The sequence below is a fragment of the uncultured Roseobacter sp. genome, assembly GCF_947495025.1.
Taxonomy (GTDB): Bacteria; Pseudomonadota; Alphaproteobacteria; order Rhodobacterales; family Rhodobacteraceae; genus Roseobacter.
In genome coordinates this window covers 1-25,100 of the sequence record NZ_CANLXG010000004.1, presented here as the reverse complement: position 1 = coordinate 25,100, position 25,100 = coordinate 1, and the positions used below count along the sequence as shown (strand labels likewise).

The 25,100-nt window shown below is 58.1% G+C and carries 12 protein-coding genes; 8 read left to right on the top strand and 4 right to left on the bottom strand.

Annotation, left to right across the window (positions count from 1 at the left end; translation table 11 throughout):
• The first annotated feature begins 24 nt into the window (after positions 1-24).
• A complete protein-coding gene (locus tag Q0792_RS17595) occupies positions 25-726 on the top strand; it encodes a GntR family transcriptional regulator (protein ID WP_298843893.1) in 702 nt (233 codons plus the stop codon).
• Entirely contained in the window at positions 719-1,018 is a 300-nt protein-coding gene (locus tag Q0792_RS17590; RefSeq protein ID WP_298843892.1) for a DUF1330 domain-containing protein, read from the top strand. Before Q0792_RS17595 ends, Q0792_RS17590 begins: the two co-directional genes overlap by 8 nt.
• A 173-nt stretch (positions 1,019-1,191) precedes the next feature.
• On the opposite strand, the gene Q0792_RS17585 is transcribed toward Q0792_RS17590, so the two are convergent.
• A complete protein-coding gene (locus tag Q0792_RS17585) occupies positions 1,192-2,448 on the bottom strand; it encodes a glycosyltransferase (protein ID WP_298843890.1) in 1,257 nt (418 codons plus the stop codon).
• Positions 2,449-2,674: 226 nt separating this feature from the next.
• On the opposite strand from Q0792_RS17585, the gene Q0792_RS17580 reads away from it, so the two are divergent.
• The 4 genes from Q0792_RS17580 to Q0792_RS17565 all read left to right on the top strand — a co-directional run bounded on the left by Q0792_RS17580 (position 2,675) and on the right by Q0792_RS17565 (position 16,062).
• Entirely contained in the window at positions 2,675-10,816 is an 8,142-nt protein-coding gene (locus Q0792_RS17580; protein ID WP_298843888.1) for a LamG-like jellyroll fold domain-containing protein, read from the top strand.
• Between the two features lie 62 nt (positions 10,817-10,878).
• A complete protein-coding gene (locus tag Q0792_RS17575) occupies positions 10,879-12,513 on the top strand; it encodes an ABC transporter transmembrane domain-containing protein (protein WP_298843887.1) in 1,635 nt (544 codons plus the stop codon).
• A 130-nt stretch (positions 12,514-12,643) separates the two neighbouring features.
• The gene (locus tag Q0792_RS17570) at positions 12,644-14,713 is read left to right on the top strand and encodes an ATP-binding cassette domain-containing protein (protein ID WP_298843885.1); all 2,070 of its coding nucleotides are present in this window, start codon (positions 12,644-12,646) and stop codon (positions 14,711-14,713) included.
• Positions 14,710-16,062 carry an HlyD family efflux transporter periplasmic adaptor subunit gene (locus Q0792_RS17565; protein ID WP_298843882.1) on the top strand — a complete coding sequence of 451 codons (1,353 nt, stop codon included), beginning with the start codon at positions 14,710-14,712 and terminating at the stop codon, positions 16,060-16,062. Before Q0792_RS17570 ends, Q0792_RS17565 begins: the two co-directional genes overlap by 4 nt.
• 654 nt (positions 16,063-16,716) lie before the next feature.
• Here Q0792_RS17565 and Q0792_RS17560 read toward each other — a convergent pair.
• From Q0792_RS17560 to Q0792_RS17550, 3 genes are all read right to left on the bottom strand, one after another.
• Positions 16,717-18,105 (bottom strand): MATE family efflux transporter, encoded by a 1,389-nt coding sequence (locus tag Q0792_RS17560; RefSeq protein WP_298843880.1) that lies wholly within the window; start codon positions 18,103-18,105, stop codon positions 16,717-16,719.
• 87 nt (positions 18,106-18,192) lie between these two features.
• Entirely contained in the window at positions 18,193-18,963 is a 771-nt protein-coding gene (locus tag Q0792_RS17555; protein ID WP_298843877.1) for a class I SAM-dependent methyltransferase, read from the bottom strand.
• A 510-nt stretch (positions 18,964-19,473) separates the two neighbouring features.
• A complete protein-coding gene (locus tag Q0792_RS17550; protein ID WP_298843874.1) occupies positions 19,474-20,133 on the bottom strand; it encodes a DUF2306 domain-containing protein in 660 nt (219 codons plus the stop codon).
• A gap of 760 nt (positions 20,134-20,893) precedes the next feature.
• On the opposite strand from Q0792_RS17550, the gene Q0792_RS17545 reads away from it, so the two are divergent.
• Entirely contained in the window at positions 20,894-21,796 is a 903-nt protein-coding gene (locus Q0792_RS17545; protein ID WP_298843872.1) for a LysR family transcriptional regulator, read from the top strand.
• A 1,255-nt stretch (positions 21,797-23,051) separates the two neighbouring features.
• Positions 23,052-24,737 carry an adenylate/guanylate cyclase domain-containing protein gene (locus tag Q0792_RS17540; RefSeq protein WP_298843869.1) on the top strand — a complete coding sequence of 562 codons (1,686 nt, stop codon included), beginning with the start codon at positions 23,052-23,054 and terminating at the stop codon, positions 24,735-24,737.
• Positions 24,738-25,100 lie beyond the last annotated feature (363 nt).

Sequence of the window (25,100 nt, the reverse complement as noted above, 5' to 3'; positions counted from 1 at the left end):
CCGGGTGCGCTGGTAAACACGGGCATGGCCGCACCAAAGACCGCACTTCGCAAAATCGAACAGGCCCCTCAGACACTGCGGGACATCGTACAGGCACGCATGCGGGAAGCCATTATCGACGGACACTTTGCACCGGGGGAGCGGCTGGTCGAGCGACCTCTGTGCGACCAGCTTGGCGTCAGCCGTACTGTCATTCGCGAGACAATCCGTTTCCTCGAAGCGGAAGGCCTGGTCGAAATCCTGCCGAACCGCGGGCCTGTTGTTGCAACGCTGAGCTGGGATCAGGCACAGCAGATCTATGACATCCGACGCCAGCTGGAAGGGTCAGCGGCAGCCGCCTGTGCACGCAACAGAAACGAACGTATTGCACGGGATCTGACCAATGCTCTGCACGTGCTCGAAGACACCCTGCACGACACCGAATGGTCCCGGCTGCTCCAGGCAACAACGCGGTTCTATCAGATCATTTTCGAAGCAGCAGGGCATACGATCGCCTGGGAAGTGGTACAGAGACTTAACGGACGGATCAGCAGGTTGCGTGCCCTGACAATTGCAGCAAAGGACAGATCCAGGCCAGGGATAGAGCACATGCGCAGCATCCACGCAGCTATCCTGAGCGGATCACCGGAAGACGCCCGGGCTGCTGTCGAGGAGCACATCAGTGATGCCGGGCGCACAGCGCAGCCGTTTCTGGACACACAGAAAGGTGAGACCGCAGATGGCTAAAGGCTACTGGATTGCACATGTCACGATAACCGATGCGGAACGCTATGCCGGTTATCAGCACCATGCACCAAAAGCTTTTGCAGAGTACGGCGCACGGTTTGTCGCCCGGGGCGGGGATTCTACCACGCTCGAAGGCGATCCATGGCAAAGACATGTGATCATTGAATTTGACAGTAAGGAGCGCGCACTTGCCTGTTATGCATCACAGGCGTACCAGATGGCACGCCAGCAGCGCGAGGGTGCCTGCCATGCATCCGTGACAATCACAGAGGGTCTGTCAGACAGCGGATAGGCGCCCGGGTGCATCAGATTGAGCAGTGCCCGAATGAAGGCGGGCCAGGAACAAGTTCACCTGCGCTGCCGCGCATCGGCACTGATTGCAATCAGGCTGAACAAGTGCCGGCTGGGCGCATACAGTCTTTTCCACAAGACGATGCAACCGGATTGTGCCACTCCGTGCTGAACCTATGCCTGTATCGGCCTGCCAGTGTTTGGCGGACTCCCTGCGGCGCGTGGAGAGTGCGCCAGAAGATCAGACAGGAAACGCGCTGCATCAGGGAAAACGATGGTATCTGCATCATAGCGACGCACAATTCTGTCACGGGCAGCCGAGCCCAGGCTGCGAGCAAGATCCCTGTCGTCCAGCAGGCGCACAACCCAATCGGCCACTTCTCCGGTATTATACGGATCCACCAGCAACCCTTCGGTTTCATGCGTCATGAATTCTTCTACCGGTGCTGACCGTGCAGCAATCAGAGGAGCCCCGCAGGACATCGCCTCGACAAATGACCACGACAGAACGAATGGCGCCGAGAGGTAAAGGTGCGCGTCGGATGCGCGCAGATACCGGATCATATCAGAGCGCGAAACCAGCCCGGTGAAATGCAGGCGTGTCAGGTCGAGATCCAGCGTTGCAAGCATGCGCTCTTTCCACGAGGCGCCGTCAGGTTTGGGACCATAGGCAACCCGGTCATCAGCGATGATGACGACATGCACGTCCGGGCGGGCTCTGTGAAGTCGTTCAGCGGCCTTCATCACTTCCGGGAAACCGCGTGTCGGTTCCATGCCGCGGGCAATGTACGTTACCACGCTGGCATCCGGCGGAATTCCATGCATCTGCAAAAAGTCCGGATCACGTGGTCCGGGGCAATGTGTTTTTGTATCAAAACCATCGCTCAGTACGGTGATGTGGTCCCGCACTTTTTCAGGAAACCGCGACGCCTGATAGCGCGTCGGGCAGATTGTGGCGTCGGCTGCACTGAAATCCAGCCAGAAGGGCGCATTCCGCGAGCGTGCTCTGGCACTTTCCTCTACGGGGTGCTGCGCGGTAAAATAGGGCGTGCCGTCCGCATGTGGAAAACTGTAATACCATTCGGCATACTGAACATATTGCGTCTCGGGCCAGACGTCCTTGATGAAAAACCCAACGCCCCAGCCGGAATGCGCCACGACGACATCAGGGATGTACCCCTGCTCGCGCAGCGCAATCGCGGCGCGCACCATCCCCTGACCGGCGATTACAGCCCGCTCTGTACCTGTCAGATAATGATGGGTACTGGCTGATGGCTCCCGGTGTTCGCGAAACGGTACAATCCGCATCTGGTCGGAGCGGGCTCCTTTGCGTGCGGTAGCGAAAGTGACATCCCATCCCTGACCGGCAAGCCAGTTCGCCAGACGGCCGAACTGAGCCGGGAAATTCTTATGGACGAAAAGGATTTTCACGGCCTGACAGCTCTCTGCAGAAATCTTCAGCGCCCGAAAAGAACGCTCTTTTCCGGAGTTAGCGCCTAAAGATTTACCTGAAGTTATCAGAACACAGTGGCCGGATTGCCGGCGCTGACCCTGATATGAATGGGTTTTTAGTTAATTTTACCACCTGTTAAGAACTATCGCCTTTAGTGCGCGCGCTGCGGCGGATTTTGCCGCGCATGGTGAGTGGAAAAGTGTAATGAGTAGTGGTCCGGCAAAGCCTGGCGCCAGCACGCAGGCGCGTGCAGCGGCAGAACAGAAGTCCAAGACTGAAAAAGAATCCGGCACGTTGCAGAACAACGGCTCGACCGGTGGCGCAGATGCGCAGGTCGGCGCTGCCGGGGCGGCCTTTCTTGGTGCGCTTTCCGTTTTTGACGAAAGTGCCGCCGCGACACATGTCCCGGATCAGGTTCAGGACGGCGAACCCGCTGCAGGCAACCCGCCCCAGGACAGATCCGTTGACACACCCGGACAAAGCACCTCTCCGGCACAGGCGACGCCTCCCCGGAGTGCCACGCCTGACAACACCGGTTCAACAGCCGACCCGCAGACCGCTGCCTCGCTCGACCTGCCGGGCACCCCTCCACTGCAGTCTGGAAATGCGCAAGCTTCCCGGACAGATCGGCAACAGGATGAAGCTTCCAGACCACCACAGCCAGCACCGGAAGCCCGGCAGGGCCAGCGAACCGACGACACTGCCCTGTCAGACAGCACTGCCCCGACACAGGCAAATACAGAGGATGCGCCTGAAACAGCCTCTGACAGAACATTCGTGATAGAAGACGGTTTCGGAGATGACACGATTACCGGCAGCGAAATCGAACCAGATTTTGACCGGATCGATCTTTCCGGCCTGTCCGGACCGGTGACCGTTACCTACACTGGCGATGAGGCCGGCACGATCACAGACGGCACTGCCACGATTACCTTCAGCGGCATTGAGCACCTTGACCTGTCAGACGCGGCTGATGTGGTGACCGGATCTGCAGACAGCGCAGGCATCCGGCTCACCGCAGGCGGCGGCGATGACACGGCAACCGGCGGATCCGGACAGGATGCCCTGTCCGGCGAACAGGGGAATGACCTGCTCAGCGGTGGTGCTGGCAATGACACGATAAGCGGTGGAACCGGAGACGATCTGCTGGCCGGACAGAGCGGTGACGATCTGATCGAAGGCGGTGGCGGCACCGATACCATCACCTTCTCCGGCAACCGGAGTGACTACACTATCACACGTGACGGCGATGCGATTACAGTCGTGGATAATCGTCCGGGTAGCCCCGACGGTACCGATACAGTGTCCGGAACAGAGGTGTTCCGTTTCGCCGACGGCGACGTCGCCGCGGGGCATATCGACAATCAGGCGCCCACCGATATCACAATGACCGGCGGCACGGTTCGCGAGACGATCGCAGACGGCGGCACGATTGCCGCCGCTTATGATCCCTCAGGCGACACTGTTGCGTTCCTGTCGACTGTGGATTCCAACGCTGGAGACAATCACAGTTACAGCCTCGTGTCTGACCCTTCCGGCAAATTCGAAGTCGTCGGCAACGAAATACGGGTGCGGGCAGGCCAGGAAATTGACTTTGAGACAGACAGTTCCTTTGACCTGACAGTACGGACTTTTGATCAGGCCGGCGACGTTTTCGAAGAAGTCCTGACCATCAGCACAGAGGATTTTCAGGGAACCTACACGGCCGGAAATACCGGAGAAGCCCTTACCGGCACTTCTGAGGAAAATTCGCTGACCGGCGGCGGCGGCGCGGACACAATTCTGGGCGGCGTGTCAGATGACAGTATCACCGGCGGCGCAGGAGACGACAGTATCACCGGCGGCGCGGGCGACGATGCTCTGTCCGGTGGCGAAGGCAGCGACACTTTTGTTGTCCGGGACAACGTCGGCGCTGACACAATCACCGGCGGCGAGAGCGGCTCGGACAATGACGCAATCGATGCCTCTGGTCTGAGCGGTCCTGTGACAGTTACCTATTCTGGCGACGAAGCGGGTGATCTGTCCGACGGACGGGACACAGTCACTTTTAAAGAAACGGAAACACTGATCCTTTCTGATTTTGCGGATGTTGTTGACGGATCTGCGGACAACAGCGGGCTGAATATTTCAGCTGGCGCAGGCGACGACAGCGTCATCGGCGGTGATGCGGCCGATGCCGTGGATGGGGGTGCTGGCAACGACACCATTTCCGGCGACTGGGGTGACGATACGATCGACGGCGGTACCGGCAGCGACAGGCTGATCGGTGGCGGCGGCAATGATCTTATCGACGGCGGCGATGATAATGACAGGCTGGAAGGTCAGGCCGGGAACGATACACTGCGCGGTGGCACCGGAAACGACACGCTCTTTGGCGGGTCTGACAGCGACCTGCTGTCCGGCGGCGAAGGGGATGACAGCCTCGACGGCAGCTTTGGCAACGATACGATGACCGGAGGCGCCGGTAACGACACACTGTCCAGCTGGACAGGGGCAGCTGAGATGTCCGGCGGTGACGGGTCAGACAAGTTCCGTGTCTTCGACGGATTCAACGGCACCGTGATTGATGGCGGCGAAGGCGGAGCAGACAACGACATCATTGATATATCCGGGAATTCCGGGCCCGTCACTGTCAGCTTTACAGGTGACGAAGCGGGCAAGATCACAGACGGCAATGACACCCTGACCTTCACCGGCATAGAACAGATCAACCTGACGCCGGGCGACGACGTCGTTACGGGCGCTGGTCTGTCGGGTGCTGCGATTGCGGTGAATGCCGGCGCGGGCAACGACACGATTGACGGCTCGGACGGGAATGACCGCATTGCCGGCGGCACAGGCGACGACCTGCTGAACGGCCACGACGGTGACAACACGCTGCTGGGCGGTGACGGCAGTGATACGCTTTATGCAGGATCCGGCAACGACAGCCTGGACGGTGGTGCGGGAGACGATTTCCTCTACGTGGAAGGTACGGACGGCAGCAGTACGATCGACGGTGGCACAGGGCGTGACACGCTGGACTTTGGCGGCGGCGCAGGCGGTTCAACCGTTGTATTTTCCGCAGATGACGAGGGCAGCTTTGCCACCGACGCCGGGGCTGCAGGACGTTTTTCCGGCATTGACGATATCGATGGCACCGCGGGCGACGATTCCATTGATGCCCGCGCCGACGACAACGGGGGCAGCTATCTCACAGGAGCAGGCGAAGACACGGTCCGCACGGGCGATGGCGCGGATTCTGTTGATGCCGGAACGGGCGATGATCTGATCGAAACCGGTGCCGGCAACGACACGGTAATCGCCGGTGACGGCGCAGACACGCTTTCCGGTGGTGCAGGAGCAGACCTCCTGTCCGGCGGCGCAGACGCGGATACATTCATTCTCGAAGACGGATTTGGAAACGACACGATAACCGGCGGTGAAAGTGGGTCAGATGATGATATCATCGACGCATCCGCGATGTCCGGCCCGGTGACAGTCACCTACACCGGCGACGAAGCCGGCGAAATAACAGATGGTACGGACACGCTCACTTTCTCCGGTATCGAGCGTGTTGTCCTGACCGACCACGCAGACCAGCTGGACGCACGCGCGGACAACACAGGGGTAACCGTTTCCGCAGGCGACGGGAACGACACCATCTATGGGTCTGATCAGGAAGACCTGATCAATTCTGGTGCGGGCGACGACGTGGTCTATACCGGGCAGGACGATGACACCGTCGACACCGGCGAGGGCTCGGACACAGTCTTCCTCGACGCGACCGACCGCGGAAATTCCAATGTGCTGACGGACAGCGGCACCAGCGGCACAGACCGGATAGTGCTTGATGGCGCTGGCGGCACCTATTCAATTCAGGGCACATTCTCTGCGGCTGATGGGTTTGAGATCATTGATGGCAGTGGTGCTTCCGGCGAAAGCCTGGAGACCAAGGACGCCAGGGCTGACTTCGATTTCTCGGACATTACACTCATTGGCGTTGACGAAATCTCGGGAACCGGTGCCGCGGACACGATCACCGGCTCTGCCGGTGACGACAATATTGACGGTGAGAACGGAAATGATCTGCTGTCCGGCGGAGCGGGAAACGATACGATTTCGGGTGCATCCGGGAATGACACTATCCGTGGAGACACCGGCAACGATACCCTCCGGGGCGGAGACGGAAACGATTCCATCACCGGTGGGCAAGGTGACGACTTCCTCGATGGTGATGCAGGTAATGACACCCTGCTGGGCGGCGGCGGTGACGATCTGTTTGAAGCCCATTCAGGCGATGACGTGGTCGATGGCGGCGACGGCAACGGTGACCGGATCTACTATAACGGCGAGATGTCCGGGTACGACATCAGCTATGATGCAGACAGTGACACCTTCACAATCACCGACCTGAACAGCGGGAATGGGGATGACGGCAGCGACACAGTCACGGGCGTCGAGGCATTTTCTTTTGGCGGGACGACATACACTGCCGCGGAGCTGGCCTCGTTCGCGACGAACGTTGCGCCGACGGATATCTCTTTTGCCTCCGGCGGCTCTGTCAGAGAAACAGTCAGCGACGGTGGCTCAATTGCCGCGGCCTATGACCCGTCCGGTTCGACGGTTGCAACCCTGTCCGCCGCGGATTCGCCCGGCAACACACACACATTCACGCTGATTTCCGATCCATCCGGCCGGTTTGAGATTTCCGGTAACGAAATCCGTATGCGGAGTGACCAGAGTGCCGATTTCGAGACAGACACAACGTTCGATCTGACCATTCGCGCCACGGATCAGTGGGGCGCATCATACGACGAAGTGCTGACACTTACCGTTGAAGATTTCGAAGGCAGCTATACTGCAGGAAACAGTGGCGAAGCCGTCAACGGCACTTCCGAAGAAGATGTCATCAGCGGCGGGTCTGGCAACGATACGATCAGTGGCGGTGATGGTGCTGACACCATTCATGGCCGCGAAGGCAACGACAGGCTGCTTGGAGATGCAGGCGATGACGTTATCCATGCCGGGGACGGCGACGACCTGATCCGGGGCGGCAGTGGTGCCGACACTCTTGACGGCGGCGGTGACGCGGATCGTTTTGTTGTTGAAGATGGTTTTGGCAACGACTCGATCACGGGTGGCGAAACCACAGGCAGTGGGAACGATCAGGACGTTATTGACCTGTCCGCTGTCACCGGGCCGGTAACGGCAATCTACAGCGGGGATGAGGCAGGCACGATTACCGATGGCACCGACACAATCACCTTCTCAGAGGTCGAGCAACTGATCCTGACAGAGCAGGCGGATATACTGGACGCCACGAGTGACGGTGCCGGGACTGCCGTGGACGGGGGTGCCGGAGACGACACGCTTCGTGCCGGGTCTGGCAGCGACTCACTGGATGGCGGTGCGGGCAACGACTCACTGACCGGTGGTGCAGGAGCCGACACGCTGACCGGTGGTGCGGGAGATGACGTGATTGATGGCGGCCCCGGCGCCAGCGGGCCGGCGCCTGTCATCCGAATGGATTTCTCCGATAACGGATCGGGTACTGCTGCTGACAGCAGCGGTAACGGTCATGATGGCATCTACCAGGGCAATGCAGTTTCCGGCGGCAGTGGATGGAATGGCACGGGGTCGGCGCTCGTTCTGGATGGCAGCGGGGACTACGTCGAAATTCCCGACAGCGGTGACTTCGATCTCGCAGAAGGATCCATCTCAATCCGGTTCAATGCGGACAACCTTGACAGCCGGGGGACCCTCTTCTCCCGCGACAGCCGTTACTTTGATGACGGCGGCCATCTTGACGCGGAAATCGGTACAGATGGCAGCGTCCGGGTGCGGCTGCAGAGTGACAGCGACAGTTATTATGTGACTTCCGGTGCGGGCGTGGTCAGCCCGGGAGAGTGGCACCATGTTGCGGTGACCTTCGGTCCCGATGGCCTGCACCTATACGTGGACGGAACCGAGGTCGACAGCGACAGCTACACCGGTGGCCTGACCGGAAATGACGAACCCTGGACACTTGGGGCGAGCCAGATCACCTCAGGTGACGGGACGGCTGACAACCTGCAGGACTATTTCACCGGTCAGCTGGATGACTTTGTCGTCTATGGAGAGCAGATTGATGCCTCGGGCATAGCTTCGCTGGGGACAGGCGGCAACGGTGGCACCGATACCGTGGTGTACAGCGGTGATATTGCTGGTTTCACGATCGTTTATGACGATGCGACCGATACTTTCTCGGTCACAGACACAAACACTTCTGACGGGTTGGATGAAGGCACCGACACCATCACAGGTGTCGAAAACTTTGTGTTCGGCGGTACCGCGTACTCGCATGACGAAATGGTTGGAATTGCTGGCGGGGGCAATTCGGCACCAGCGGAGCCCGCCGTGGCCAGTGGTGGAGAGGTCGCGGAAAACAGCGCCGGCGGGACCGTGGCAGCAACGCTGTCTTCGACGGACCCGGACGGCGATCCGGTCAGCTATGCGATCACTGATGCAAACGGCAACCCTGTTGCCGACACCCGGTTTGAAATCTCCGGCAATGAGATCCGGGTCAGGTCCGGTGCCGATCTCGACTTTGAAAGCGCAGACAGCCACACCGTCTATGTCGTGGCAAGCGACGGTGATGCGACTTCTGCGCCGCAGGCCATTACGATCACTGTATCAGACATTGCTGAAGCCCTGAACATCGGGAGCGGCGTCAGTTTCAGCGATGCAGGTGTAGCCGAAACCAGCGTGACCTCTGGCGGCGGGAACGACACGATTTCGGGTAATGCCGGGCACGACAATATCGACGCTGGCGATGGGAACAACGTCATCAGCACCGGATCGGGCGATGACACGATCGCGGCGGGTTCAGGCCACGACACAATTGCCGCCGGCGACGGGGCCAATCAGGTAGATAGCGGAGCAGGCAACGACAGCATCACTTCGGGTGATGGCAACGACAACATTACCGCAGCAAGCGGCGATAATCTGATCGCGTCGGGCGAGGGAAACGACACTGTTGTAACCGGGGCTGGCAGGGATTCAATTGATGCCGGAAGCGGCATGAATTCTGTGTCTGCAGGTGACGGGAACGACACCATCACATCCGGCAGCGGAGCGGACTCGATTGATGCCGGTACCGGAGACGATTCAGTTTCCTCCGGGGACGGAAACGATACCGTTGTTTCCGGCGGTGGCCGGAACACAGTCAATGCGGGCGAAGGCGCAAACTATGTCGCTACAGGGGACGGAAACGACAGTATTTCCTCCGGCAGTGGCAGCGACACTATCCAGTCAGGTGGCGGAAACGATACCGTCAATTCTGGCGGCGGAAGCGACTATGTCGCCGCTGGTAACGGCGACAACGTCGTTAACGCCGGCAATGGTGCTAACTGGGTCACAGCCGGCACGGGCGATGACAGGATCACAACCGGCTCAGGCAGCGATACGATCCAGTCCGGGAGCGGCAATGACTCGCTCATATCCGGTGATGGAAACGACTATATCAGCGCGGGTGATGGCGCCGACACCATCGACAGCGGATCCGGTGCCGACACCATTTATGCCGGCAGTGGGAGCGACAGCATTGTCACAGGTGCCGGCAATGATTTTATCTCGGCAAGCAGCGGAAACGACACTGTTATTTCCGGCGCAGACAATGACAGCATCTACGGCGGCACAGGCAACGATGTCATTCAGGCCGGAGACGGAAACGACCTGATCCAGGGCCAGTGGGGTAATGACACCATTGACGCAGGTGGTGGCGATGACCGCATCCAGATATCGGAGTCCGCTGACAGCGACAGTATCGCGGGCGGCAGCGGCATGGACACACTCGATTTTGTCGGATGGGCAGGAACAGACATCGCTTTCACCGGAGATGGATCAGGTACCTATGCCTATACAGACGGTGGTGGCTCAAACGGCACCTTTACCGGGATAGAGGCGATTGAGGCCAGCAGATATGACGACACGGTCGATCTGACGGGCCATGATTCAGGTGCTGTGGTTTCGGGATACGGCGGGGACGATGAGATCATCGGCGGTGGTGGCGACGACCTACTTTCCGGCGGTTCAGGAGACGACGCGTTCTATATTGCTGCAATGCAGGGCAACGACACCATTGACGGAGGTGCCGGCGCTTCATGGACGGATACGCTCCACCTGGACGGCATGGGCGGCGGTGGCGCGAATATCAGCGGAAACACTGTTGATGGCGACGGATGGACGCTGATGCTGGACGGTGGTCACACGGTCACATCGCTCAACAGTGGCGTACTTGAGATGTCCAGCGATGCATCAGGGGTCGTCTCGTTTGATGACGGAGGCAGCGTCTCCTTCACGGACCTTGAACGCATCACGTGGTGAACTGTCTGACTTAGCTCAATTTTAAGGTCTCCGGACTACAAAACCGTTTCTGGAGCGGTGCAATGAGCGAATTGTCAGTACTGAAATCTGTGACCTGGGATCCCGCGATCCTTGCAGCCTCGCTGGTGGCGAACCTGCTTTCACTCGCGGTGCCCCTGGCAATGCTGCAGATTTATGATCGGGTGATCCCGAACCAGGCCCATGAGACGCTTATTGTCCTCGCTCTCATGGTCGCTGCCGCTCTTGTCGTAGATGCGGCGCTGCGCCTTTCGCGGGCTCGTCTGCTGGCTTACTTTTCCGCGCGGTTTGAAGAGCGCGCCTACGGGCATGCCTTCTGGTCGCTGATTATGGAAGATCCTGCACACAGACGTCGCGTTGACAGCGGTACGCTTGTTACGCGCCTGTCGTCGATTGACCGCCTGCGCAGCCAGCGTGCGGACGGTGCCGCCGCTGCCATGCTGGATCTGCCCTTTGCAGCGCTTTTCCTGATCGTAATGGCCATCCTGTCGCCCTTCGTCGCTCTGACAGTCACAGTGACCCTGATGCTGACTTTTATCGTGCTGGCAATTCTCCGCCACAGGATCGATGGCGACCGGCAGAACCGCCTCGAGACCGAAGCGCGCCGCTACAGTTTTTTCAGCGAGGTGCTGGAAGGCATCCGATCTGTACGCGCCCTTCAGATCGGCGATCTTATGAACCGACGGCAGGAGCGCCTTTTGGCACGTTCCGCCGGCCACACGCGCGACATGACACGCGGCATTCACATGGCACAGGGTCTGACCGCTGCGGTTGGGAACCTCGTCCCGCTGATCACTGCTGCGACTGCAGGCTATCTGGTGGTCAATGGTCAGGCCAGCATCGGCGTTCTTGCAGCCGTCGTTGTACTGAGCGGCCGCATCGTCCAGCCTGTTCTTAGATTCGAGGGCTACCTTTCCAGCCTCGAAAGTACACGGCAGAGCTCTGCGGACTTCCACGCCCTGACCGGGCTGCCCCAGCGTTCCGGTGGCCTCCTGCCACTGCCTGCAATCAGATCAGTGGCGCTGCGGAATGTTTCGACCAAGCCGGATCCGCAGACCGGCGCCGTCCTTTCCGGAATTAACCTGACCCTTCGGCCGGGTCACTGTGTTCTGCTGCGCAGCGACAACCCGGGAAGTATTTCTGCAGGCGTAAGACTGTTCCTGGGCGAGCAGGATCTTGCAGACGGAACCATTGAGGTGAACGATCGACCCCTTGAAAACTTCAGACTGGAAGACAGGCAGGAGCGGATCCGGCTTTTGTCCGAAGACGCTCAGCTGCTGGAAGGCAGTCTGCTTGACAACATCTGCGCTTTCCGTCCCGAAAAGTATCGCACTGACGCACTGCGCCTCGCACAGATCCTGGGATTGCAGAAGATAATGCGGCACAGCCCGCGTGGGGTCATGACCCAGGTGCGCGCGGACAACGATGGCCTGCCTCAGTCCGCTCAGCGGATCGCATCAAACATCTGCGGGCTTGTGACCTCACCAGACCTGATCGTTTTTCACACAGCAAACTCAGGCCTCGACCACGACACTGACCAGAAGATGCTTGGCTGGCTCCGGGACCACGCGAGCCAGCATATTCTGATCCTGGTGACCAACCGCCCGTCTTACATGTCACTGGCAACCCATACACTCGATCTGCCTGCGAACCGCAAACCGGTTCTGGCTGAGGTCTGATGCGATGGAGCCGCTCAGACTGACACCGGACCAGAGAATTCCCCGGCCGAAGAGATCGGAAAAGGCTGCCCAATGGCATCTTGACCGCATTCTGGATGGTCTTGTTGCAGGGAATATTTCAGGTCAGCCAATGAGCGGCCCGGACGCCCATCTCCTGGTAAAGCTTCTGGAAAAGCTGGGTTGGCAACCGGACGCGGGCCAGCTGGCGGCCGCTGTTCCGTATCTTGCAGCCGAGCTTAACAGCGCCGTATTGCGCACAATTCTGAGAAATCTTGGCTTTAGCTGCCGCATAAGGAAGCTGCCGCCGGACAGAATAATCCGTCAGAAATGTCCGGGCGTCCTGGCAGACAACGAAGACAGACTGTGGATGGTCGGACGCGCGGAAGTCTCGGGATACCAGGCAGTCCGGCATTTGTCCGGAAGTGCAGATACAGACACCCGCCCCCTCGACGCCCGCACACGCTATGATTTTATAGACTTCGCACCGGACACCGAGACCCTGTCCGGTGCGGGCGCCTCACAACAAAACAGTTTTATCCCGGAAACCTTCGCCCGCTTCGGCCCGGACCTTCGCCTCGTTCTTCTCCTGACACTGATCAGCGGAATGCTGACGGTGGCGTTCTCGATCATGGTAATTTTCCTGTTCGACCTCGTCGTGACAGGCCAGCAGCCGCGTGTCATTGCCGCGGTCCTTCTCGCTGCCGGAGGCCTTTTCGTTTTCGACCTCGTCTTCCGTGCACTGAAGGCCAGATTGCTGGGACATGTTTCCGGACGGTTCGAATATCTGATCGGCAGCGCACTCTTTGCGAAACTGCTGAAACTCCCGCGTCGGATGATCGATCAGGCTCCGATCAGCGAACAGACCGTCCGGCTTCGGGAACTTGAAGGGCTGCGGGATGTCTTTTCGGGTCCCTTTGCGATCGTGGCACTGGAACTGCCAGTTACGCTGATGCTCCTTGCTGCAATCGCTTTCCTCTCACCAGCGCTTGCACTCGTCATACTTGGTTTGATCGCAGTTTTCTTTGTGTCGAGCCTTGCCCTGGTTCCTGCGCTGGCAAGGCGTGCAGCAAGCCTGTCAGCAGCTCGTAACCGACTGACAAAACGCCAGATGGAACTGATCCGCAAACGGGAAGTCATTGCGCGAAATGGCCTTGCCTGGCCCTGGATTGAATCCAGCCACCGCGCATTGAACAGCGTCGTTCTCGCCAGATACCGGCTTGCCAGAACCGCTTCACATCTGGAAGCGCTTTCATACGTTTTTGTACCGCTTACTGCCAGCAGCGTCATTTTTCTTGGTGCAGAACGCGTGATCGCAGGCGCGCTGAGCGGCGGGGAACTGGTTGCGGTGACGATGCTGGCCTGGCGTGCACTTGCACCATTGCAACAAGGCCTGCTGATCCTGCCTGGCACCCGGGATCTCGTACGCCTTTTCCGGCAGATCGACATGATGATGCGGTTTGAGGAAGACGAAGGTGCTTCAGATACAGGAGCCCGTCCACAACAGGATCAGCGTCTCATAGCCGCGAACCTCTTTTTGCGCGGTCCACATGCGCACATCCCCACGCTCGCAGGGGTTTCGCTGGAGATCCCCAAAGGGACGTTCGTGTCCGTGGTCGGATCTTCGGGATCCGGAAAATCCGCGCTCCTGGGCGTACTGGCCGGGCAGATCCAACCCCAGGCCGGAAGCGTCCGGCTTGGAAACACCGGTCTGACGGAGATGTCCAATCGCTCGCTGGGACGGCAGATCATGTTTATTCCGCAACGTCCGATGCTGATATACGGCACACTTGCGCAGAACCTGCGCTTTATCGATCCGTTAATCCCGGAAGAACAAATCAGCGCGGTTCTCGATGAAGTCGGGCTCACCCGGCTCATAGCAAGACTGCCAGATGGCATTCACACCCGGATTGATCCAAGCGTTGATTCTTCGGCACTTACGGGTGGCGTCCGCACCGCCATCGCCGTTGCCCAGGCTCTCCTGATGAAACCTGCCGTGCTTCTGCTCGACGAACCCTCCGAGGATGTCGATCCGGAAACCGACCGCGCCATCGAAACTGCCCTGAAACGGCGCCGGGACATGACATGTCTTGTAGTCACGCACCGGCCAAGCCTGATCCGCTCTTCCGATGCGGTCCTTCAGATTGCAGAAGGTCGAACCCGCTTCCAGTTACTGGACCAGACAAGAAAGCAAGCCTCATGAACAGCCATGCTTCACCCGAACAGACCCCTTCGTCACACTACAGAACCGTGCACGCGCCAACCGTCCCGGCCCCGGACCTGACAACGCATTCAGCCCTTGATGAAGTGCGGGACAGCGGCGCAGCGCGTCTGACTGTTGCGGCCTGCAGTGCCAGTGTTGCCTTTGCTCTGGTGTGGGCTGCCCAGGTGATCGTTGAAGAAAAAGTAACGGGGACAGGCACAATAGAAACCCGTGGACAGGTAGAACGGATTGAGCATCCCGACGGTGGCGTCGTGGAAACCCTGGTTGCAAGTGATAATGCGATTATTGATGCGGGAGAAATTCTGCTGCGCTTTGACACCAGCCATCTGGAGCGCGAGTCGCTGGCTCTCGCGGCACGTATAGATACGCTCGAAAACGAAGCTGAGCGTGTTCGTTTCCTTTTGCGTACAGATGGACACGACCTGCCAGCTGATCGCATTACCGGCGATGCTGGCTCCGAGGCATTCTGGGCTGAACAGGTTTTCCTGATCGCGCAGCTGGATAGAATCCAGTCTGAAGATACACGCATTGCAGCACAGATCCGCAGCGCGGTCGCCCGCGCGCGCATCATTCGCGAAGAACAGGAAATTGTCGAAAAACAGCTCGTCCGTTTCAACCGTTTTTCGCAGAACGGTACGGTTCGCCTGATTGATCGTGAACGTCTGGAACGAGAGGCCCTGCAGCTCAGGCGCAGTATTGAGGAGACGGAAGCCCGACGTATCGATCTGGAAGCAACGCGCAGAGAGAATGCCCTGCACAGGGGCGAGCTGCTCGCGCAGCGACGCCGTGATGCCGCTGTCCGGTGGACAAAAATCAATGAAGAGCTGGTCTCGCTCCGTCAGGCAGCAGCCGATGCCGATGCGCGTATCAGGCGTGCAGAAGTGCGTTCCGCAATCGGCGGACAGATCAGCAGGCTAGAAGTACTGCGATCAAAAGAAGTGGTGGCGCCGGGCGATATCATAGCCGAAATCGTGCCGCCTGACGTCGAATATCGGGCAGTCGTTGACATCTCAGCCGATCGGATCGGCGCAATTCGTGAGGGTATGGATGTTCGCCTGAAAGTGACGAGCTATGATTTCACCCGCTTTGGAGCAATAGAGGCACAGGTCACCGAAGTTTCACCGACGAGTTTTGTCACGGGCAATGGCGATGTCGTGTACCGCGTGACAGTCAATCTTCCCGATACGGTCCCGACTGGCAATGATTCAGTTGCCGTACGCCCGGGCATGACGGTAACCGCGGATATTCTCACAGGTGAGCGATCTGTCTTGAGTTATCTTCTGCACCCGGTTCGCAGGATCCAGGACCAGTCCCTGTCAGAGACGTAAACGGGATCTGACGGACTACGCCGGCCGGGAACGGACCCGCCGGTACCTGATCAGCCAATACTGGAAAAGATATGTGTAATGGTGTGCCTCTGGTCAGGCTCTGCCCGAAAATTCCGGTTTTTTGGTTCATATGGTCTCCGTAACCGGCTTTTTGCCGTCTGATAAATCCGGGAAGACCCAGTGATCTGGAATGTGACGCCACTGTCGGAAAACCCGGGTCGATGCCCCGTGTTGGCGCCGCGCATAAAATCTGCGTTCGGCTGGTGTCACTGAAACGTGCGCGCATCGCGTGTCAGTTTTCGGGATAGTCCGGGGTACAGGGCAAAATCCAGCGGACCTGCAGGACGTCAGCCCGCTTGATAGTTTCGGGACAATCCTCGTCTGTTCTGCGACACCACCAGAGACAGACAGGGTGGCGTCGACAAAACCGGTCATGGACTGGGACACCAGCCGGCGGGTCACGCTCGGAGACTCGCCCGTGAGCAGGAATGACCCCGTTGGTTTCGCCAGAGGCCCTCCGGTTGCGGAAACCGATCCGGCGGGCGACTGATCCCGGCGTTTGCCTGTGGCTGACCCCCGTAGTCTGCGTGGCTGGATCCACAAGTAGCCCTGTTGCCTGCATTTCGGTTTCCGCGGTTGTCGGGAAATGGCCGGTCATAACCGCGCCTCTGCTGTGTGCTGGAAAAGACCAAACCGCAGTGCGCGCGTTCGCGCCCGTTGTGCGAGCACAAGAACAGTCAGCCCGAGCAGCAAACTGTCTGCCACAGGCGCTGCCAGCCAGATCCCAGCCTCTCCGATCGACAAAGCGAGTATGAAGGTCAGCGGGATCGCAAACAGATATGGCTTGGACAGCCCGAGCACTGCGGCCCGGCCGGCGTCACCAATTGCCTGAAAGTGCATTGCGACCATCATCAGCGGACCGGACAGAAAAAATGTGGCTGAGATTACAGGCAGAATGCGCGCGACTTCGGCAACGACACCCGGGTCTTCCACAAAGGACGCTCCGATCTCTTCAGCAAAGACGGTCACGCCAAGCTGAACCAGGAGACTATAGATCAGCGCGGCCAGGACAGCCGTCTGCAGGCTCGCATCGCTTCGGTGAATTTTGCCCGCGCCGTAATTATTGCCGGTAATGGTCTGCATGGCATGCGCCAGACCCAGAAGCGGCAGGAAAGCAAAAGTGATAACCCGCGTAACGATCCCATACGCAGAAACGGTCGCGTCGTAATTCTGAGCGCCCACCCACTGCAGAGCTGCAATGATCGCGGCGGAGCCGAGCGCGAAACCAACGAAATTCAGGCTTTGTGGTGCTCCGAGCGCAAGCATCGCACCCCAGCGCCTGACCGGGGACTGCCGCCAGATCGCTGACGGACGCAGCTCCGTGTTACCACAGGTGCGAAAGGCAAGAATGATGATCAGTGCAAAAGCCTGTGCGAGGGCAGTACCATAAGCGGATCCCGCCACCCCCATCGCAAAGATGCCGATCAACACGTAATTGAAAGCAATGTTGGTCAGCGACACCAAAAGGCTCATCGCGGCCATGAAACCGACCAGTCCCTCATTGCGCAGGGCGTCGGAATTGACCGACAGGACGAATACCAGCGGCGCTGCAAAGACGGTGATCCGCAGATAAACCAGTCCCGCCTCCGCAAGGTTTTCAGATCCTCCTGCGGCCAGCATAGCAACAGGTTTTCCGGCAATCACAAACAGAAGAATCAGGAGGAGACCCAGGCCTGCAGCCAGACCATGCGCACCGGAAAAGACCGCGCGGGCTTCGTTTACGCGCCGTGCGCCCAGATGGCGCGCGAGCAGACTGGACATTCCGGACGCCACCAGCGTCGCAAGTGACACAATAACCATGTAAAGTGGGAACATCAGTGTGACCGCCGCCAGAGCTTCCGGTCCTGCAAAGTGTCCTAGAAAGAGCGCATCAGCCACGGCGAGAAAACCATTCATGCCCATGACGAAAATGATTGGCAGTGCAGTTTTCGCGTAGATCCGGCCAAGCGGCTCGTTGGAAAATTTGTTTGTCTGGGACGACATGACCCCGTAATCCTTCTGACAGATGTCGCGCATGGATTGGACGGGGCCCGCATTGCGATCCGCGCAACAATTGCCGAGGATGACGCATTAGTGATCTGGCCAGAGCTTCACCGTGACGAAGTGTCGGCGGGCGGCAGGCGTCTGGTGCCTGAGCGCTGGGTAGGCCCCGGAACCGTTGCTGTCAAGCGTGGTGGCCTGTGGGCCGGGTGTGTCGTGTGATGAAAGGCTGCGCCTTGCGATCAGCGTTGCCGCGAGGCCAGCACATGGCACGACCCGGACGTCGCAAAACGCAGTGTTCCTGAGAACTGAAATGACTTGGGCCGGATCGAGGAACCTGCCCGTACCGCGCAACGTCATGCTTTTTTGAACGAGCCACTCCGTCGGTCTGCGAGCAGGTACCCCGGCGCAGAATGTCAGGCAAAGCGCTCCATCGGGCCGCAAAACTCGGATCAGTTCATGCAGAGCGCGCTCGGGATGGGGAACAGTCTCAAGTGCCCACGCACAGGTGACAACATCAAATGTTTCATCTGCAAACGGCATCGCTTCCAGCCGGTTGCGCCGCTGGCAAACAGGGATGTCCCTGCAATGCGCAAGCATCGCTTCTGATGGATCAAGCAGAGTGATCTGGCGGGGTGAGGTGCCTTCCGACAGCAACGTGCGGGCAAAATGCCCCGTCCCGCAGCCCACATCAAGCAGCTGAGAGTGCGGCGTCATTGCCATGCGCACCGCCGCCTCCAGAGCAGCCTGTGCTTCACCGCCTGCAAACCGAAGCCAGCGCCGGTGCAGCACGTCATAGAACGGTGCAAGATGGTCATAGACACGGATCATCTTATCCTCTGATGGCGTCGAACGAGCCATGATCCTATGCCTCGCGGTCCACTGCCGCACTCATCAACGCGGCACGTGCAACCCGTCGCGAGGATGACGCAACAATGGCCAGCATGCTCAGAATCTGAGCCAGGGGGCGCAGCGTGTCGTCTGGATCGCTGAATGGGCAGGAAGACTTAGTCACTGTCAGGCTGAAGTCCGCGACGAAGGAGAGTGGTCGCGCAACGCGTCTTTCCGGGACCTGCAAGAACAGGATCCTGCCGAATGGCACACGGATCGGAAACTCGCCCACGCGGGCCATTTCTTCAGCTAAAACATGTATTTGCTCGTTTCCATCCGGCAGCACCTCAGGGGCATCTTCCTGACAGATTGGCACAGTTCGTGAAACATGCTGCTGATCAGAACAAGGAACCAAAGGGATGGACAGGAGAATTGGTTCATCAGGGTGCCGCACAGGCGGGTATCTTTCATCTTGCAAATGGGCATCGCGCGGTGTGTGGTCCGCACTGACCCGGACGCGATTGCCGGGCCAGATCGAATTCAGGCGGTGGCATGCGACCCGCTCCGTGACTTCAGTGAGAGTTGGTGAATGGCAATCTGCGCAATCAGCAAGTTCGCGAACCAGGCCGAGACCATCAGAACATCGCGCTCAAGACCACTCGGTTCATGTTTGAAAATGAGCAGAAAGGTCAGGCCAAAAAAAGCCTGTGTCGATGCGCCCTGCCCGATCGCATAAGCGCGGATCATGGCCGCAGCGTGGACATGCCTTTGTCCTGCCCTCGCCGCGCCTGTGCCCCACGCAATCAGGCAAAGCATCGTTGTCCCCAGCAGGATACGTGCAACATACAAAAGCGGCCCCTGTAACTCCGGCGGAAAAGTGAAGACGGTTGTCATCCAAAGGCCCGTAGCGGCGCTGAGGCTGCCCGATAGGGCGACCACATATCCCAGTTTTCTGTGCAACGGTCGCCTGTTATGTCGGAGCCCCGGCAGAAACTGAAGCGCCCCGACAATACAGAAAACTATGCTGCTCAGGATATGCAGGACAATTGCAAACGGCGCCGTAACCGCGCGAGGATTAAGCGGAGCGATAGACCCGACTCCCGCCAATTCTGCAACCCTGAAAAGGCCGCCGAAAGTAGCAACAAAAGAATAGAACAGGACGGCCGCCAGAAACGCCTTTTCTTTTCGGGACAGGGTCATGACGGTTTTCCTTTTCTCGGGCTTATGGACGGTGCCGGTGCGCCGACGCAAACGGCGACGCCTGCGCGCAACGGCGTACGGGATGCGCCCCGGGAGTCCGCAGGCGCGGGATGACGCAACAAGGAGCTCACGGTTGATCCGCTTTCATGAGTGTCATTTTGCGCACTTGTTTCGCCAACTACGTCTGAGTCCGATACGACACCAACGACGTGTTACACGGATCGGGGGAAAGCTCCGGCCCAGGTACAGAAAAGCTTCAGACGCCGCAGCGGACCTCGCGCCGGGGATTTTTTGCGCAGCCGGGGCGGCACCAAAGCAGCCAACAAACTGCCTGAGATCAGACGGCGACAAAGTAACTTTCGTGGGGCGACTGCGAACATGACTGCCGTCTGAAAGATCGCGACGCCCCGAACCCTCTGACCTGTCCGACACCCAGGCGACATTCGGAGGTCGTCGGGCACGATGCAATCCGGCATGGTTTTTGACGCAGCCTGCGAGGCAGCCCATCCGAAAGCCGCGGACGATATCAGCGAAATACCTGTTCGATCGCCTGTAGAGAAGCGTCAGTTCTTCATGGTCACAGCCTTTGGCCACGCTGGCCCATGAGTCTGAAGTACACTGCATTTTCACGATTTTTGCCTTCGAAGCAGAAGTCAGTTTCAGGGGACAAGACGCGTTGTTCGTGGCCCTGACCTTCTTATCTCTATACACTGACGAATGATCGATTGCCTAAAAGCTGATAGCAACTATACACTGATGTATGAACTGGGATGCGATTTCTTTCGACTGGAACCACGTACGCGCCTTTCTCGCAACCGCTGAGGAAGGCACATTCAGCGCTGCTGCACGCGCTTTGAAGACGAGCCAGCCCACGATCGGGCGCCAGATTTCAGAGCTGGAAAACCGGCTGGGCGTGACGCTTCTGGAACGCAGCATTAAGGGACCGAAACTCACAGACGCTGGCGAAAAGCTGCTCCATCACGTGCGCGGTATGAGTGATGCGGCCGCAATGATCTCGATGGCCGCCGTCGGCCAATCCAAAGAAGTAGCCGGAGCCGTCCGGATTACTGCGGCTGACATGTTGGCTGTGCAGCTCTTGCCGCAAATTCTGGTCCCCTTGCGCGAAAAAGCACCCGGCATTCGGCCGGAACTTATGTCTTCAAACACTATCAAAGATCTTCTGCAGCGTGAGGCGGATATTGCAGTACGACACGTGCGACCTGATCAGCCGGAATTGATCGCGCGGCACGTCGGCGATCTTAAAACCCATCTCTATGCATCGCGCGCTTATCTCGATCAGAAGGGGCGCCCAAAGACACCCCGAGATATCGCAGACTATTCGTTTGTGGGTGTTCCCGACGGAACAGATGTAGTCGCAACCCTGCGCGACCTTGGAATTCCACTGACTCAGGCCAATTTCGTTGTTACAAGCGATTCCGGCGTTGTCATTTCCGGATGTGTCAAGGCAGGTTACGGCCTCTCGCTTCTTCCAGCCGCCCTCTGCGACCCTGAGCCGGAACTCGAACGTGTTCTGCCTGAGATTCCAACGCCTCAGTTTCCGATCTGGCTTGTTACACATCGCGAGTTGCAAACGAGCAGGCGTATCAGGATTGTCTTTGACCAGCTTGCCCATGGGCTGAGCCGGGCCGCCAGGACAATTTAGGCGTGGCGGCTCACTACGCTGTCTGACCACCTGTTTCTGGAGTTTATCGGGCTGTCAGCATATCCTGCGCTTAAGGAAGTTTCAGTATTTCTGCGATGTTCAGCGATGCTTCCGGCTATTGCCGTGCGGAAAAATCGGCGTTTGCGTGTCACGTATTGCTTCCGGACACAGATTTGGATCACTGGCCATGATATGGGACACACCGTCGTCGATAGCCTCGAGACGGACATTTCCCCGATACAAACCTGAAACAGTGACAGTCGCGACATCAGAGAATATTGGAAGCTTTAACGCTTAAATAGCAGGCCTTCAGGTCTGCCGGTCTCAGAGGTTGGTCTGGCAGCTGTACGCCCGCGAAGTAGACGGGACGATGCAGAGAACATGAATGCACGTTGATATATTGTTCGGACAATGCTGGTGCGCCGCGACCGTTGCGACACACAAAACGGGCAAAGATGCATTCGAATAAGATGTTCATGCTCTGTGAAAATTTGTGGTCGAAAGCTCTTTATATGGCCATGGACCAGCTTTGATTCCGGGTACAAGAACTCGATTTCCCTCAAAAGTGCACCTGACACTGCGTTTGCTTTCGGGGGAGTCTGAATTGAAGTTTCGGGGGGCAGGTCAAAAGCCTTCAAACACAGAAGGCACTATAGATTTGGGAGCCGTTGAGAGAGCGATCTTTCAGTGGCGAAACATTACCACCCAAAGAAGAAGCTCGCAGAGATGCCGCTCTGGACGCAAAGCACGAAATAGAAGACTGATTTTTGAACTTGGTGCAGTCATCCAAGTTCAGCGAGACGATGATCCTCATTTAAAGCTGCCCGATGCCATTTGAGTCATTCATCATTGAACATTTTTGAGTCAGAGCAACCGGACGAGCTGACCATAAATGGTTGCGCTTTACGCCCCACGCGTATCGCATTTCGGCAAATTGTTGTGCCCCTGCCAAAGTCCGCTTTGGGCTGGCACCGACCATCCAATGCGTCCACCGATATTGGCGAAATGCGCGATGGGCAAAAATCCAATCGCTGCACCGCCGCAAGGCAACTCTGAGCCCAGCCTTCCCGATGCTGCGTACCGCATCAATGCCCGCTCTCTGGGGAAGGCTGAAATCCCTGATATAGAGGCACGAACCCGTCGTGGTTATTTGCAAAAACTCAAGAGTTCAGCCATAGAGATCGAGTAGAAATGAGGGTTGAAGGCTTGACTTGCCGAACATCTCAACACTGCCAGTGCGAACTGGAGATGGTTTTTGGAACGTAAGCTGGCGGCGATCTTAGCTGCCGACATTGTCGGCTATTCGCGCATGATGGGCCAAGATGAAGCGGGCACAGTCGAAGCAGTTAGAAGGCTCCGATTGGAAACACTCGATCCTGTTATCGCTGAATACGGCGGTGCCATTCTGAAATCTATGGGCGACGGCTGGCTGGTGGAATTTCCAAGCGTAGCAGGTGCTGTAAATGCGGCCATGCAAATTCAAGATCGAGTATCCAGTCACCCATCAATTTCTGTTCGGCTTGGCGTGAATATCGGGGATATCACGAAAACAGATGAGGATTTTTACGGCGATGGGGTCAATATTGCCTCAAGACTGGAAGGCATTGCACCCAACGGGGGCTTACTGATCTCTGATGCGGTCTACGCCAGTCTGGACGGCACATTGTCGCCATCCTTTGAGGGTCTGGGCCCGTGTTCACTCAAGAATATATCGCGTGATGTTCAGGTATGGGGCCGCACCTTATCCAGGGAGATGATCCACAGGGCCGAGGGAAAAGTGCAACGCAGATCATCGGCGTTTCCGCTTCTCACAGTTATGCCGATAAGGACGAACCAAATTGATCCGCAGGTTAATGAGATTGCAAACTCATTGACGGCAGACTTTGTCACCTTCTTCGGTGGTATTGCGTGGCTGAATACCCAGGTCAGCGAAGAGCCTTCGAGTGACTCATATGTTTTGAGGACAACCTTGCGGGCACAGGGTCAGCGGATCAGGCTAGAGATCAGGCTATCTGACTATCAAGGTGCAACCGTGTGGAGCGAAAAGTCCGATGGCGACATCGAAGATGCGTTTGACTGGCAAGACCGGATGTTGGAACATATTTCGGGCAACGCTGCTGACTTGATCCTTGAAGCGGAAACACTCGCCCTCTCATCTGTGCCGGATGACAAATTACTTCCCGAACAATGCCTGTTGATGGGCGTCATGGCATGGAAGACTTTTTCAAATGAATCTTTTGAATTGGCGACGCAATTTCAGGCCCGCGCGATTGGATTGAGACCCGACATGGCAGATGCCTATGCCGAAGCTATCATCGTCACATGTGCGGCTCACACCATGGGGCCCAGCCCGCTGATGCAGGATTATATGCAGTCGATGCCGCAATGGGTAGAAGCTGCAAGACCACTGGCAAGCGGCCATGCAATGCTGACATTGGCAATCGGGGTGGCAGATTATTTGTCAAATCGCCGGATCGCACCGCTAAACCAAACAGTTTCGCTTGTTCTGCGCCTCGCCCCTTTTGACGCAAGGCTGCTGAGCTTTTGTGGTTGGGCACACCTTTGGTCGGGAGACGCGCAAACCGCACTGGATTGCTTTGAAAAGAGCATCCGATACGGAAAACTGAGCCCGTTTGTTGTGGCGTCGCATGGTGGTGCGGCGACTGCATTGGTTCAATTGGAGCAGCCATTGCTAGCGATTCAGCACTGCGATACTGCCTTTAAGTTGGCGGACTCTTACCCAACGCTCTACTCAGCGAAGAGCGCTGCGCTCGTACTAGTAGGGAAGGTTGAGGCGGCGCGAGAGGTCATGGCACAGTATCGGAACCTCCTTCCAAACCGAACATTGCGGGAGTGGAAGGCGACCAATGATTATGGACAGTCGGAAGGCGGCGAATTGTATTTTGACGCTTTGCGGAAAGCCGGCCTCCCCGAGGGTTAACTGGCCATAACCGCGAACAGACGCTTGATTGTGAAGGCTGCCGAAGATGTGCGTGCTGCTCAGATGCTCAACTAAATGGCAGCGTTTGCGCACTGTTCCAGACACAGTTCGGGCCCACAAAACTGTTTTGCCGCCCTCCCCAAAGCAGCCGTTGGCGCAGCCGCAGCGAATTCACACTTTGTCCGCGATGCAGTCATCGGGCCACCCATTGATTTCGCAGGCGCGGCGAATGTCGGCTATGCGGGCTGCAACCGCAGCATCTTGACTGAGAGGTGAAGGTCCGGTTTGGGCCGTGAATGGCGGTCGTCACGACGACACAGAGCAGGGATGCCGCGCCGCATCTGAGGTCCGGAAGGAGCGCAA